Source organism: Burkholderia sp. MR1-5-21, assembly GCF_053427715.1.
In genome coordinates this window covers 169,264-182,950 of sequence record NZ_JBSAXD010000009.1, presented here as the reverse complement: position 1 = coordinate 182,950, position 13,687 = coordinate 169,264, and the positions used below count along the sequence as shown (strand labels likewise).

9 protein-coding genes and 1 pseudogene are annotated in these 13,687 nt (G+C 70.6%); 3 read left to right on the top strand and 7 right to left on the bottom strand.

Annotated features, from left to right (window positions below; translation table 11 throughout):
- Positions 1-21: 21 nt before the first annotated feature.
- The 4 genes and pseudogenes from ptsP to ACV229_RS15040 form a co-directional block, all read right to left on the bottom strand.
- The gene (gene ptsP / locus ACV229_RS15055; RefSeq protein ID WP_448083906.1) at positions 22-2,604 is read right to left on the bottom strand and encodes a phosphoenolpyruvate--protein phosphotransferase; all 2,583 of its coding nucleotides are present in this window, start codon (positions 2,602-2,604) and stop codon (positions 22-24) included.
- 16 nt (positions 2,605-2,620) lie between these two features.
- The gene (locus ACV229_RS15050; RefSeq protein ID WP_448083980.1) at positions 2,621-3,637 is read right to left on the bottom strand and encodes an SIS domain-containing protein; all 1,017 of its coding nucleotides are present in this window, start codon (positions 3,635-3,637) and stop codon (positions 2,621-2,623) included.
- Complete coding sequence (gene nagA / locus ACV229_RS15045; protein WP_448083905.1) at positions 3,630-4,733, bottom strand: N-acetylglucosamine-6-phosphate deacetylase; 1,104 nt, start codon at positions 4,731-4,733, stop codon at positions 3,630-3,632. Before nagA ends, ACV229_RS15050 begins: the two co-directional genes overlap by 8 nt.
- A gap of 97 nt (positions 4,734-4,830) precedes the next feature.
- A pseudogene (locus ACV229_RS15040) lies at positions 4,831-5,088 on the bottom strand (UTRA domain-containing protein); the annotation flags it as partial.
- Positions 5,089-5,700: 612 nt separating this feature from the next.
- Here ACV229_RS15040 and ACV229_RS15035 point away from each other — a divergent pair.
- The 3 genes from ACV229_RS15035 to ACV229_RS15025 all read left to right on the top strand — a co-directional run bounded on the left by ACV229_RS15035 (position 5,701) and on the right by ACV229_RS15025 (position 8,243).
- A complete protein-coding gene (locus tag ACV229_RS15035) occupies positions 5,701-5,880 on the top strand; it encodes a hypothetical protein (RefSeq protein WP_448083904.1) in 180 nt (59 codons plus the stop codon).
- Between the two features lie 120 nt (positions 5,881-6,000).
- Entirely contained in the window at positions 6,001-7,170 is a 1,170-nt protein-coding gene (gene hpnI / locus ACV229_RS15030; RefSeq protein ID WP_448083979.1) for a bacteriohopanetetrol glucosamine biosynthesis glycosyltransferase HpnI, read from the top strand.
- Between the two features lie 11 nt (positions 7,171-7,181).
- Positions 7,182-8,243, top strand: a complete 1,062-nt coding sequence (locus ACV229_RS15025; RefSeq protein ID WP_448083903.1) for a lysylphosphatidylglycerol synthase domain-containing protein — start codon at positions 7,182-7,184, stop codon at positions 8,241-8,243.
- Between the two features lie 57 nt (positions 8,244-8,300).
- On the opposite strand, the gene ACV229_RS15020 is transcribed toward ACV229_RS15025, so the two are convergent.
- The 3 genes from ACV229_RS15020 to imuA are packed head-to-tail and all read right to left on the bottom strand — an operon-like array spanning position 8,301 to position 13,647.
- The gene (locus ACV229_RS15020) at positions 8,301-11,516 is read right to left on the bottom strand and encodes an error-prone DNA polymerase (RefSeq protein WP_448083902.1); all 3,216 of its coding nucleotides are present in this window, start codon (positions 11,514-11,516) and stop codon (positions 8,301-8,303) included.
- A gap of 6 nt (positions 11,517-11,522) precedes the next feature.
- The gene (locus tag ACV229_RS15015; RefSeq protein ID WP_448083901.1) at positions 11,523-13,007 is read right to left on the bottom strand and encodes a Y-family DNA polymerase; all 1,485 of its coding nucleotides are present in this window, start codon (positions 13,005-13,007) and stop codon (positions 11,523-11,525) included.
- On the bottom strand, positions 12,940-13,647 hold the full coding sequence (imuA, locus tag ACV229_RS15010) for a translesion DNA synthesis-associated protein ImuA (protein ID WP_448083900.1): 708 nt from the start codon (positions 13,645-13,647) through the stop codon (positions 12,940-12,942). Before imuA ends, ACV229_RS15015 begins: the two co-directional genes overlap by 68 nt.
- Positions 13,648-13,687 lie beyond the last annotated feature (40 nt).

Sequence of the window (13,687 nt, the reverse complement as noted above, 5' to 3'; positions counted from 1 at the left end):
CGCGAGTCCTGCCGACGACGCTCAGTCGAGCGGCCAGACCTCGCGGCTTGCTGCCCTTACCGCCTGAGCCGAATCGAGCGCGAGCAGGTCCTGCGCGCGCTGGCGGCACAGCGGGTAATCGAGTCGGCGCACGCGCGCCTTGATGCCTGGCACCGACACCGGATCGACCGACAGCTCGGTCACGCCGAGGCCGACGAGGATCGGCACCGCGAGCGGATCGCCGCCGAGCGCGCCGCACACGCCGACCCACTTGCCGTGCTTCCCGGCGCCGCGCACCGCGATGTCGATCAAGCGCAGCACGGCCGGATGCAGGCCGTCCGCCTGCGCGGCGAGATCGGCCTGGCAGCGGTCCATCGCGAGCGTGTACTGGGTCAGGTCGTTGGTGCCGATCGACAGGAAGTCCGCGTGCTGCGCGAGCTGGTCGGCGAGCAGCGCCGCCGACGGCACCTCGATCATCACGCCGACCTCGATCGGCTCGGTGCGGCCCTGCTCGCGCGCGAACTCGTCGATACGCTTCCTCAGCCGCACCAGTTCGCCCGCGTCGGTGACCATCGGCAGCAGGATGCGCACCGCGCCGAACGGCTTCACCGCGAGCAGGCCCTGCAGCTGGTCGTCGAGCAGGTCGGGACGCACCTGCGCGAGCCGGATCCCGCGCAGGCCGAGCGCCGGGTTCGGCTCGGGCGGCAGCGTCAGGTAGTCGACTTCCTTGTCCGCACCGACGTCGAGCGTGCGGATGATCGCGGTGCGGCCCTGCAGCGCGTCGACGATCGACTGGTAGCTCTGCTGGTGTTCGATGACGGTCGGCGCGGCCTGGCGGTGGATGAACATCAGCTCGGTGCGCAGCAGCCCGACCGCGTCCGCGCCGTTGTCCACCGCGGTGTTCGCGTCGTCGAGCGTCGCGATGTTCGCGGCGACCTCGATCGCGCGGCCATCGGCGGTCGCGGCGGCTTCGCCCGCCAGCTTCCGGTTCGCCTCGCGCACGCCGGCGAGACGTTCGCGCTCGTGGCGCGCGCGCTCGACGTCGAGCGCGGTCGGCGCGTGTTCGAGACGGCCCGCGCTCGCGTCGACGACGACCTGCGTGCCGTCCGGGAGCGCGTACAGCGCATCGCCGACCGCGACGAGCGCCGGGATACCGAGCTGGCGCGCGATGATCGCCGCGTGCGATGTCGCACCGCCGCGCGCCATCACGAGCGCGGTCACGCGCTGGCGATCGAGCGACGACAGGTCCGACGGCGTGAATTCCTCGGCTGCGAGCACGGCCTCGTCGGGCAGCGCGCGCGCCGCGCCGTTCGTGTGGTCGAGCGCGCGCAGCACGCGTTTTTCGATGTCGCGCAGGTCGGCCGCGCGCTCGGCGAGCAGCGCGTCGTCGAGCTTCGACAGCGTGTCGATCTGCGCGCGGATCGTCGCGCGCCACGCGAAGCCCGCACTTTTGCCGAGACTGATCAGGTCGCGCGCCGCGTCGATCAGCGTCGGATCCTCGAGCAGCACGCGGTGCACCGCGAAGATCCCCGCTTCGCCGACCGCGCCGCGCGCCGATGCATTGCGCACCGTGTCGTCGAGTTCGGCGTCGACGGCCTTCAGCGCCTGGTCGAGCTGGCGGCTCTCCGCCGCAGGCGTGCCGGCCGCTTGCTCGGGCGGCACGATCTCCGCATCGTCGAGACGCACCAGCGTGCCGACTGCGATGCCGGGCGCCGCGCACACGCCCGCGAGCGTGTTCGGGTCAAGCGGTGCGCCAACGCTGCGCGTCACGGCCTGCGGCGCGGGCGAAAACGTGCGCGCCGGCTTTTCCTCGACCTCGCCGTGCGCTTCGCGCAGCAGCTCGTGCTCGACCGCGTCGACGGCCTGCTGCGCGTGCGCGCCGCGGCCGACCAGTTCGACCGTCGCCCCAACGCCTGCGCCGAGACCGAGCAGCCCGACGACGCTCACGATGGACGCGTGGTGGCCGTCGAAAAGCACGTCGACGTTCGCGTCGAAGCCGCGCGCGGCCTCCCGTGCACGCGCGGCCGGCCGCGCGTGCAAGCCGCCCGGCTGCGTCAGCACGACCGTGCGACGCACTTCATCGGTCACTGCCGCGCCGGCCCCGGCCGCCTGCGCGGCCGCGCCGCCCTTGCCGCGCAGCAACAGCAGTGGCGTCTCGCCAGCCGTCGCGAAACCGTGCGCGCGATCGATCACCTCGAACGCGTCGGAATTCGCGATCGCGATCACCGACACGAGCGAATGCGCGTTGCGCGCCACCGCGTCCTGATCGAATTCGATCAGCAGGTCGCCCGCGTCGACGCGCGCGCCGGCGTCGACGCGTGCGATGAAGCCCTGCCCGTTGAGCTCGACGGTGTCGATGCCGATGTGCAGCAGCACCTCCGCGCCCTGCGGCGTCGTGATCGTCACCGCGTGGCCGGTGCGCGCGAGGTGCGACACGACGCCCGCGCACGGCGCGACGAGCTTGCCCGCGAGCGGGTCGATGCCGATGCCGTCGCCGAACATCCCGCCGGAGAACACCGGATCGGGCACGTCGGCCAGCGGAACGATCGGCCCCGTCAGCGGGGCCAGCAGAACGATCTGATCGTGGGTGGGGCTCTTCAACTGGGACTCCTCGGCGCGTCTCATCGGCTGTCTCGGCTCGTCAATGCGTTTCGGTGACTTTGTTCAGGTGGCGCGGCGTGTCGGGATTGCGGCCGCGCGCGACGGCGAGATCCGCCGCCATCACGTAGAACGAAAGAATGGCGGCGATCGGATCGAGCGCCGAATGGGCGGTTTGCGCGAGCGGCAGCACCGTGCCCGATACGCCGGGCGTGCCGGCGGGCGCGGCGAGCAGCACGGCGGCGCCGCGCGCGCGCATGTCGCTCGCGAGCTGCAGCAGGCCGGCCTGCTCCGGCCCCGGCGGTGCGAACACGAGCAGCGGGTAGTCGCGGTCGATCAGCTCCATCGGGCCGTGTCGGACTTCGGCGCTCGAGAACGCCTCGGCCTGGATGCCGGACGTTTCCTTCAGCTTCAGCGCGGCTTCCTGCGCGATCGCGAGGCCGAGGCCGCGGCCGATCACGATCATCCGTTCGACCTCGGCGAGCGCCGCGACGGCCGGCGCCCAGTCGAGCGCGCCCGCCTGCGCGAGCGCGTCGGGCAACCCGCGCAACGCGCTCACGAGCTCGGCGTCGCGCTGCCAGAATGCAACGATCTGCGCGGACAGCGACAGCATCGCGATATAGCTCTTCGTCGCCGCAACCGACAGCTCGGGGCCGGCGAGCAGCGGCAGCTGGTGCTCGCACGCGTCGGCAAGCGGCGACGGCAGCACGTTGACGGCCGCGACGGTGCGCGCGCCCGCTTCGCGCAGCGCGGCCATCGTGTTGACGAGATCGGGGCTCTTGCCCGACTGCGAGAATGCGATCGCGAGCTGGTCCTGCACCTTCAGCGGCGCCTGCTGCAGCGTCGCGACGGACATCGGCAGCGACGCGACCGGTACGCCGAGGCGGCTCATCGTCAGGCTTGCGAAATAACTGGCGGCGTGATCCGAGCTGCCGCGCGCGACCGTCAGCGCAACGGCCGGCGGATGATCCGTCAGTTGGCCGGCGAGCGCTTCGACGCGCGACGTGTCGGCGAGCTGCGCGGCGACGACCTGGGCGGCTTCGCGCGCTTCGTTAAGCATATTCGACAATCGATTCTCCTTCGACGTAGGTCGCGGTGAGGTTCAGGTCGCGATCGAACACGACGAGGTCGGCCCACGCGCCGCGCGCGAGGCGACCGCGATCGGCGATGCCGAGGTAGTCGGCCGCATAGCGCGACATCCGGTTCGACACGTCGGCGATCGGCAGGCCGAGCGACACGAGGTTGCGCAGCGCCTGGTCCATCGTCAGCGTGCTGCCCGCGAGCGTGCCGTCGGCGAGGCGCACGCCGCCGAGGCACTTCGTCACGTGCTGGCTGCCGAGCCGGTATTCGCCGTCGGGCATGCCGGTCGCCGACGTGCTGTCGGTCACGACGTACAGGCGCGGAATCGCGCGCAGCGCCGCGCGGATCGCGCCCGGATGCACGTGCAGCAGGTCGGGGATGATCTCCGCGTATTCGGCATGCGCGAGCGCCGCGCCGACGAGGCCCGGGTTGCGGTGATGCAGCGGCGACATCGCGTTGAACAGGTGCGTGAACCCGCACGCGCCGTGCTTGAGCGCGGCGACCGCGTCGTCGTAGGTCGCGAGCGAGTGGCCGAGCTGCACGCGCACGCCGCGCGCGGCCATCTCGCCGATGATCTCGATGTGCCCGGCGATTTCCGGCGCGAGCGTGACGACGCGGATCGGCGCGATCGACAGGTACTTCAGCACTTCGTCGAGCACGGCCGACACGGCCGCGTCCGGCTGCGCGCCGAGCTTGCCGGGGTTGATGTACGGCCCTTCGAGGTGCACCCCGAGCACGCGCGCGCCGCCCGGCGTGCGGGTGCGCGCCACGGTGCCGAGGTTCGCGACGACCTGCATCAGCTCGTCGCGCGGCGCGGTCATCGTCGTCGCGAGCAGGCTCGTCGTGCCGTACTGCGCGTGCGTGCGGGCGATCGTCTCGATCGCGTCGCCGCCTTCCATCACGTCGGCACCGCCGCCGCCGTGCACGTGCAGGTCGATGAAGCCGGGCAGGATGTACGGCGCATCGTTCTTCGCGGGATCGGCAGGCGCGCCGGTGAGCTCGGTGATGCGGCCGTTCTCGCAATCGAGCGAACCGTGGATCCAGCCGTCGGGGGTGAGGATGTTGCCAGTCAGCATGACGTTCTCTTGATGATCTGGTGACGCGGCCATCCGCGTCGTGATTTGCAAATCTGCCGGTTGCGCCGGTTGCCGCACGCCGCGGCAGTCTCGCGCGTCAGCGTTTCAGTTCGGCGACGAAATCATGGTAGTCGTCGCGGCAATACGTTTCGGTCACTTCGATCGCGCGCTGGTCGGCGCCGTAGCCGATGCGCGTGATCACGAGGAGCGCCGCGCCTGGCGCTACCGCCATCCATTTCGCGATGTCGCGCGTCGCATTCACCGCGCGAAAGTGTTGCAACGCACGCACCACGACCGTGCCGCGCGCTTCGAGGTACTCGTACAGCGACGCACCGAGCGCCTGCGGATCGGGCACCCGTTCGGACCAGCCGATTTCCATGAGCCTCCGGGGAGTCGGGCGACGGACGCGAGCCGTCGAATGTGGAGGCATTATATAACCACAATAGTACCAGTCAACGAACTGGTATTAGCCTCGTGAGAATCGCCGGAAGCCTTGTGCGGCAAGCGTTTTAGTCGCCACAAAGCCTTTGTTTACAACGCATTCCAGGATAGGGATTTACCCGGATCGGTATGCAAGGGGCCAGTTCCGGCGCGCCGCCCGTCGGGTTGCAACGCGTGAAAACGAGACCGGAATAGAACCAATCGACGAAGTGGTATGGTTCGCTCGCGTCGGCGGAAGGCGCACGGATTGAAATGGATTGAAATAGAGACGACGCTGCGCACGGCGCTTTCCGAAGATCGCTTTATTTTTCGTCGGCGCACCGTCGCTACAATCGTTTCGTCCGTTCCAGGTTCGGCCATTCGCCCCTGAGCGGCCTCGGGCGGCCTCGGGCGGCCTCGGGCGGCCTCGGGCGGCATACGGTACCGATTTCATCCGACTGTCAGCGGTACATGCCGGTCGTCCTTTGCGGGCGGTGCAACCGGCGCCGGTTCGACCGCGCGTGCCGGTGACACACGCAGGACACGCATGTCGGACGAAAATCGCCCGTTCGTGCCGGTTCCCATGACGAAGGAGTGCATGTTCGACCACGACGCATTCACCGACCCCAAGCCGTGCGCCGCGGGCATCGCAGGCGATCCCGGCAGGCTCGCCGCCGGAAGCCGCGGCACCTTCGCCCCCGGTCTGCCGGACCGGGCGACCTCATGATCCCCTGATGAACGAGGCACGATGAACGGATCGCACGCGCGAATGCAAGGCGGCGGCAGCGGTCGCGCGATCGGCGCGGCGCTGGTGGCAGGGACGGTCGCGTTTGCGGCGGCCGAGTTCATGAGGAAAGCGTTCGGCGCCGGCGTGCCGCTCGCGCCGCTTGCCGATCTGTTTGAACTCGCCGCGCTGCTCGGCATCGTCTACACGCTGATCGCAGCATGCCTCGTCGGCCGCTTTTTCGCGCGCGAGCCCGTCGTGCCCGCCCGCTTTCCCGCCATCACGATCGTCAAGCCGTTGCACGGCAACGAATGGCATCTCGAAGAGCATCTCGCGAGCTTTTTCGAGCACGACTATCCGGGCCCGGTCCAGTACCTGTTCGGCGTGCACGACGCGAAGGACGTCGCGTTGAACACGGTCGACGCGCTGCGGATGCGCTATCCGGACGCGCACGTGACGATCGTCGCGGACGCGCGCCTGTACGGCCCGAACCGGAAGATCGGCAACCTCGTCAACATGCTCGAGCAGGCGGAGCACGACGTGCTGTGCTTCGCGGACAGCGACGTGCAGTTCGGCCCCGACACGTTGCGCCAGCTCGTCGGCGCGTTGCAGCAGCCGGGCGTCGGCCTCGTCACCTGCGTGTACCGCGGGATGCGCGCACCGGGATTCTGGCCGCGCGCGGCCGCGGCATCGACGAATTACCTGTTCCTGCCGGGCGTCGTCACAGGCCTCGCGACCGGTCTCGCACGCCCCTGCTTCGGACAGACGATCGCGATCACGCGCGCGACGCTCGACGAAGTCGGCGGTCTCGCGCAGTTCGCGCATCATCTGGCCGAGGATCATGCGCTCGGCGAGGCGGTTCGCGGCATCGGTGCGAGCGTCGCGATTCCGCCGACGCTCGTCGGGCACGCGTGCGTCGAAACGACGTTGCGCGAGCTGTTCATTCATGAGCTGCGCTGGAGCCGGACGATCCGGGCAGCCGACCGGCTCGGGCACCTCGGCTCCGCGCTGATGCATCCGGTGCCGTTCGCGCTGCTCGCGGCGATCGCGTCCGGCGGCACGCCGCACGCATGGGCGCTCGCCGGTACGGCGCTGGTGGCGCGCTTCGCGCTCAAGTGGCGGACCGATCGGGCGATCGGGCAACCGTTCGCCGACTGGGCCGTGCTGCCGCTGTCCGATCTCGTTCAGTTCGCGGTGTTCGTCGCGAGCTTCTTCTCGTCGCATGTGATCTGGCGCGGCACGCGCTTTCGCGTCGACCGGCACGGACGGCTGTCCAAGGCTGGCGAGTCGTGATCGGTCGCGGCATGGGCACCAACGATCCGCGTGCGCGAGGCAGCGCGTGGACCCGGTATTCGGGACGGGCAGCGGCGCTGGTCGGGCTGGCGATCGCCGGATGGTTGATCTGGCGCGCGCATCCGCTGGACGTGCTGCATCGGCTGCAGACCGCGGGCGTCGGGCTGGTGCTCGCGGCGCTGGCCCACATCGTTCCGATGCTCGCGAACGCGTGGGACTGGCGGATGCTGATACGCGGCACGCGGCGGCCCACCTTCGCGGCCATGCTGAAGCTCGTGTGGATCCGCGAATCGATCAACGGGTTGCTGCCGGTCGCCCGGATCGGCGGCGAGATCGCGTCGTTCGGGCTGCTCCGGCGCATGGGCGTGCGGCCGGCGGCGGCGGCGGCGAGCCTCGTCGTCGACATGCAGCTCACGCTGATCAGCCAGCTGGTGTTCGCCTTCGCAGCGATCGGCTACGTGCTCTGGAACGTGCCGTCCGGCGTCGCGCACGCGGCCGCGCAACTCGCGCTCGGCGTCGCGGCGCTGGTACCGGTGCTGCTGCTGTTCGCGCTGGTTCAGCACGTCCGGCCTTTCGAGCGCACGATGCGCGCGATCAACCACGTGACGAGCGGCAAGGTCTATGCGCTCGTCGGCGAATCGGCGCGTATCGATCAGACGATCCGGCTGCTGTGGCGCAAGACGGATGTCGTGATGTCCTATCTCGCGATCTGGCAAACGCTGCAGTTCGCGGGATACGCGCTCGAGATCTGGATCGCGCTCCACTTTCTCGGCGCGAATCCGACCGTGTTGCAGGCGCTCGTGATCGAGGCGCTGATCCAGCTCGTCAGCAGCGTTGCGTTCCTGATGCCGGGTGGCCTCGGCGTGCAGGAAGGCGGATTCGTGCTGATCGGCGGCCTGATCGGTTTCGATCCGCCGACCTGTCTCGCGCTGGCGGCCTCGCGACGCGTGCGCGATCTGCTGTTCTACGTTCCGGGACTGCTGGCCTGGCAGTTTGCCGCCGCCTCCGGAGATCGTCACGGTTCCTCGAACCGGTCGGCGCCGCGCGCCTGCGAGCCGGACGAACCGCGCTAGGGGCCGTTCACGCCGATAGCGGGCCCGGGCCTGACGGCACGCGTGCCCGGACGCGCGTCAATGGAACTCGCGGCTCGACGTGCGCAGGCCGCCGAGCAACGGCGTCAGATCCTCGAAATGCTGCGCGACGAGGTGCCTCACGTCGCTCTCGACCTGCCAGACGCCCGACGCCGCGAGCAGCCGCGAATCGAGCGTCTCGCGGCGTTGCCGCGCGAGCAGTTCGGGCCGGACGATCACGTTCACGCAGCCCGTTTCGTCCTCGAGCGTCATGAACATCACGCCTTTCGCGGTGCCCGGCATCTGCCGCGCGATCACGAGCCCGCACGCGCGCGCAAGCCGGCCGTTGCGGCGGTCGCGCAGCTCGGCCGCGGATGACAGCCGCTGCGCGCGCAGCACCGGACGCAGCAGCGCGACGGGGTGACGGTTCAGCGTGAGGCCTGTCGTGCTGTAGTCGGCGAGGATGTCGTCGGCTTCCGACGGCGCGCCGAGCGCGGGCCGTTCGGGTTCGTCGATCGGCGCAGCGGCGAGCAGGTCGCGCTCCGGCGCCGCGGCGACGGCCTGCCACAGCGCATCGCGGCGGTGCCCGGCGAGCGTCGCGAGCGCGTTCGCGGCGGCGAGCGCTTCGAGGTCGCGGCGTTCGAGCTGCGCGCGGCGCGCAAGCGCGTCGACGTTCTCGAACGGCCCCGCCGCGCGCGCCGCTTCGATTCGCCGCGCGGCCGCCTCGCCGAGACCGAGCACGAGCGACAGGCCGAGCCGCACCGCGGGCCGGCCATGCGGCGGCGCCTCGCCGGGCAGCGCTTCGAGCGCGGCTTCCCAGCCGCTGTGCGTCGCGTCGATCGGCAACACCGTCACGCCGTGGCGCTTCGCGTCCTGCACGAGCTGCGCGGGCGCGTAGAAACCCATCGGCTGGCTGTTCAGCAATGCGGCGAGGAAGATCTCGGGTTCGTGGCATTTGAGCCAGCTGCTCGCGTAGACGAGGTGCGCGAAGCTCGCCGCATGGCTTTCCGGGAAGCCGTATTCGCCGAAGCCCTTGATCTGCTCGAAGATCTGCTCGGCGAATTCCGGCGGATAGTCGCGTTCGCGCATTCCGTCGACGATCTTGCGGTGATATTTCTCCAGATTGCCCTTGCGCTTCCACGCGGCCATCGCGCGGCGCAGCTCGTCGGCCTCGCCGGGCGTGAAGCCCGCCGCGATGATCGCGATCTGCATCACCTGCTCCTGGAAGATCGGCACGCCGCAGGTGCGCGCGAGCGCGGGCTTGAGATCGTCTTTCGGATAGACGATGGGTTCGATCCCCTGCCGCCGTTTCAGGTACGGATGCACCGCGCCGCCCTGGATCGGCCCGGGCCGCACGATCGCGACCTCGATCACGAGGTCGTAATACTCGCGCGGCCTCAGGCGCGGCAGCATCGACATCTGCGCGCGCGATTCGATCTGGAACACGCCGACCGTGTCGGCGCGGCAGATCATGTCGTAGGTCTCGCTGTCGTCCTGCGGGATGTCGTCCATGCCGAACGGCTCGCCGTCTGGCTCGCCGTCCCGCTTCGGCGGCCCGCGCCACGCGGTGACCATGTCGAACGCGCGATGCAGCGCCGACAGCATCCCGAGCGCGAGCACGTCGACCTTCATCAGCCCGAGCGCTTCGAGATCGTCCTTGTCCCACTGGATCACGCGCCGCCCGTCCATCGCCGCGTTCTCGACCGGCACGAGCCGCGTGAGCTTGCCGCGGCTGATCACGAAGCCGCCCGAGTGCTGCGACAGGTGGCGCGGAAAGCCGAGCAGCCGCGCGGCGAGTTCGGCCCACGCGCGAATCAGCGGCGTGTCGGGATCGAGATCGACCGATGCGAACTGGTTCAGCAGATCGCGGCTGCCATCGAACCAGCGATGCCCTTTCGCGACGCGCTCGATCAGCATCGGATCGACGCCGAGCGCCTTGCCGGTCTCGCGCAATGCGCCGCGCGGACGATAGGTCGATACGGCCGCGGCGAGCGCGGCGCGGTCGTGCCCGTATTTCTCGTACAGGTACTGGATGACCTCCTCGCGCCGCTGGTGCTCGAAGTCGACATCGATGTCGGGCGGCTCGCCGCGCTCGCGGCTGATGAAGCGCTCGAACAGCATCGTGCTGCGCTCCGGGTCCACCTCGGTGACGCCGAGGCAGTAGCAGACCACCGAATTCGCAGCCGAGCCGCGCCCCTGGCACAGGATGTCCCGGCTGCGCGCATAGGTGACGACGTCGTAGACCGTCAGGAAGAATGGCTCGTATTCGAGCGCCTCGATCAGCTCGAGCTCGTGCCGGATCAGCTTCTGCACCTTCTCCGGCACACCGTGCGGATAACGCCGGTGCGCGCCCGCCCAGGTCTCCTGCTGCAGATAGCTGGCCGGCGTATGTCCGTCCGGCACGAGTTCGAGCGGATATTCGTAATGCAGTTCGTCGAGCGAAAAGTCGCACGCATCGAGAATCGCGCAGGTCTGCGCGATCTCGTCCGGCGAAAACAGCGTCGCGATCCGCTGCCGCCCGCGCAGATGCTGCTCCGCGTTCGGTGCGAGCGCGTACCCGCATTCGGCGATCGACGTCCGGTGCCGGATCGCCGTCATCGCATCCTGCAGCGGCTTGCACGAACGCGCGTGCATCGTCACATCGCCGAGCGCGACGACGCGCATCTCGCGACGCGCACCGGCCGCGCGGATTTCCTCGCGCTGTGCGCCATCGAACGCGCGCTGCAACTGAACGAGCCCGAGCCGCGCACGCTCGCCGAACGTCGCGCGAAACCACGCGACCTGCGCATCGAGCACGTCCGCACGCACCGGATACACGGGCACGAGGATGGCGAAGCAGTCGGGCACGCCGCGCAGATGCGCGAATTCCGCGGGCGGCATCGACAGCATCTGCGGCGTCAGCCGGTACGTACCCTTCGGCGCCGCCATCCGCCGCCACGAAATCAGCTCGGACAGGTTGCCGTAGCCTTCGCGGTTCTGCGCGAGCAGCACGAGGCCGAACGCGCCGGGGCCCGGGTCGTGGCCCGGCGCGACGTCGTCCGGCGTCACGTCGAAGTACGAGCCGATGATCAGCGGCAGCTTTGCCGCCTGGGCCGCGACATGCATCCGCGGCGCGCCCGCGAGCGAGCATTCGTCGGTGATCGCGATGCCTCGGTAGCCGAGTTCCGCCGCGCGCTCGACGAGTTCCTCGGCATGCGACGCGCCATGCAGGAACGAGAAGTTCGACCGGCAGAACAGCTCCGCGTAGTCGGGCAGGAACCTGAATTCCGCATTCATCGCCGCTTACCCGAACAGGCCGTGCAGGAACCAGTGCGGGCCGGTGGCGTTGCGGCTGCCCGGTCGCTCCTGAAAGATCCAGTAGCACGCGCCGTCGTCGTCCTGCGCGACGAAGTAGTCGCGCGCGACCAGCTGGCCGTCGAACCACCCCGCCTCGATCCGCTCTGCCGACGACATCATCCTGAGCGGCGTGCGAAACACCGGCCGGTTCTCGCGCATCAGCAGCGGCTGCGGCTCGGCCAGCAGCCACGCGGGACGCGGCGGTGCAGCGGCCGAACCGGCGGCCGCCCTGCCCACCTGCGCATCGAGCGGCAGCCAGCGGTTCGCAGCCTCGGGCCGATAGTCGGCAACGGGCGCCGCGCGCAGCACGTTGTCCGCGCCGAGCCGCGCGACGAGCAGCTCATAAAGCCGCGCGCGCGTCTCGCGCGTACCGCCCGGTTCGGGAAACAGGTCGTCGGCCGGCGGCGCGACCGATTCGACGCGCGTGGCCGTCAGGCGCACCGCGATCACCGCGGCCGGCAAATCGACGCGCGCCAGCCGCTCGCCGAGCAGCCGCATGAAGTGCGCTTCGTCGCGCGCCGGCTCGGCGAACGCGAGCTCGAGCGACGTCGGCGGCACGGCCTGGCGGCCGCGCTCGTGCTCGAGGCCGAACGTCATCGCGGCCAGCGACAGCTGCCGCGCGGCCAGCCAGCCGCACAGCTGCACGACGAGCCGCCGCGCGACGAACAGCACGGCCTCCGCGTATTCGACGCGCTCCGGCAATTCGAGCCGCGCATCGAACACGGGCGGCACGGGCATCCACGCGAGCGGCTCCACCGCATCGCCGTATGCTCGGTCGAGCGCGGCCAGCAGCGCGGGACCGCAGCGGCGCTGCAGCCCCGCACGCGGCAGGCGGCGCAGATCGGCCAGCGTGCGGCAGCCGAGCCCGTCGAACCAGCCCGCGTACGGGCGTGCGTCCGGCAGCAGCACGCACGGCAGCGCATCGAGCGCGCACACGAGCGACGCCTGGCGCGCGACGCGCCGGCGCATGCGCGCACGACCCGACGCGCGCGCGAGCAGCCATGCGCCGCGCCCGGTCGGCGCGGCGGACAAGCGCGCCGCATAACCGAGCGCCGCAAGCGTCGCGCGCACCTGGCGGCACAGCGACGGCAGGCCGCCGAACAGGCGCAGGCTCGGGCCGACGTCGACGACGAGCGTCGCTTCGTCGTCGAGCGCGACGCACGGCGAGAAGCGCAGCAGCGCGAGCGCGACCGCACGCAGCGCGTCGGCCTCGCGCGCGGGGTCGCGTTCGACGAGCTGCGTATCGGGCGCGAGCGTCAGCACGCCGCCGCGCTTCATGCCCGCGCGCACGCCCTGCCTGCGCGCGGCTGCGTCGGCGATCAGCACGACGCCTTGCTCCAGCACCGCACAGCCGGCCTCGCCGTCAGACGGCGGCGGGGCGCACACGTCGAGCGGCAGGCGCGGCAGATGGATGCCGAGCAAGACGCGCATAGCGGCTCTCCACGATGGGCGACGGCAGGTCGAGCACGAGCGGCTCGCCGCGCGCAGGCCCGCGACGCTTGACGATATCGAGCGACACGCCGCCCGGCACGGGATGCAGCGCGACGCGCAGCACGGCGGGCGACGGCTGCCGCGCGGCCTGCAGCGGGCGCAGCATCACGAACAGCGTGTCGCCCGTGCGCGCGGCCGCGAGATGCAGGCGCCGCAGCGCATCGGGCCGCGCGTCCTGCCAGAGCAGCAATGCGCCGCAGCAGCCGGTCTTGAGCGCCTGTTCGGCGGCCCACAGCGCATCCGTGCGGCTGCCGGCGCGCAGCCACAGCAGCGCGTCAGCCGGCACGCCGAGACCGGCGAGCGCGGTCGCATGCGGCGACTGCGGAGGCGCGACGAGTGCGAGCGGCCGCCGGGCGCTGACGGTGCGCGCGAGCGCGGGCGCGAGCAGCCGCATCTCGCCGCAGCCCGGCTGCGCGGCCAGCAGCTCGACGAGCCCGCCGACCGGCCAGCCGCCGCCCGGCAGCTCGGCCGACAGCGATGCGAAGCCCGTGTCGATCGTGCGCGGACCGCCGCGCGCGAGCTGCGAGCCGCGCCAGAGCGACGGATGAAGGGATTCAGGGGAAATGGAGGATGCGAGCATGACGCCACCCACAACTGTATGGATATACAGTATATGGCAA

Coding starts and splice junctions, on each gene's coding strand:
- nagA (WP_448083905.1), bottom strand. CDS start 4,733: ATGCTGACTGGCAACATCCTCACCCCCGACGGCTGGATCCACGGTTCG.
- ACV229_RS15050 (WP_448083980.1), bottom strand. CDS start 3,637: ATGCTTAACGAAGCGCGCGAAGCCGCCCAGGTCGTCGCCGCGCAGCTC.
- ACV229_RS15035 (WP_448083904.1), top strand. CDS start 5,701: ATGTCGGACGAAAATCGCCCGTTCGTGCCGGTTCCCATGACGAAGGAG.
- ACV229_RS15020 (WP_448083902.1), bottom strand. CDS start 11,516: ATGAATGCGGAATTCAGGTTCCTGCCCGACTACGCGGAGCTGTTCTGC.
- imuA (WP_448083900.1), bottom strand. CDS start 13,647: ATGCTCGCATCCTCCATTTCCCCTGAATCCCTTCATCCGTCGCTCTGG.
- hpnI (WP_448083979.1), top strand. CDS start 6,001: ATGAGGAAAGCGTTCGGCGCCGGCGTGCCGCTCGCGCCGCTTGCCGAT.
- ACV229_RS15025 (WP_448083903.1), top strand. CDS start 7,182: ATGGGCACCAACGATCCGCGTGCGCGAGGCAGCGCGTGGACCCGGTAT.
- ACV229_RS15015 (WP_448083901.1), bottom strand. CDS start 13,007: ATGCGCGTCTTGCTCGGCATCCATCTGCCGCGCCTGCCGCTCGACGTG.
- ptsP (WP_448083906.1), bottom strand. CDS start 2,604: ATGAGACGCGCCGAGGAGTCCCAGTTGAAGAGCCCCACCCACGATCAG.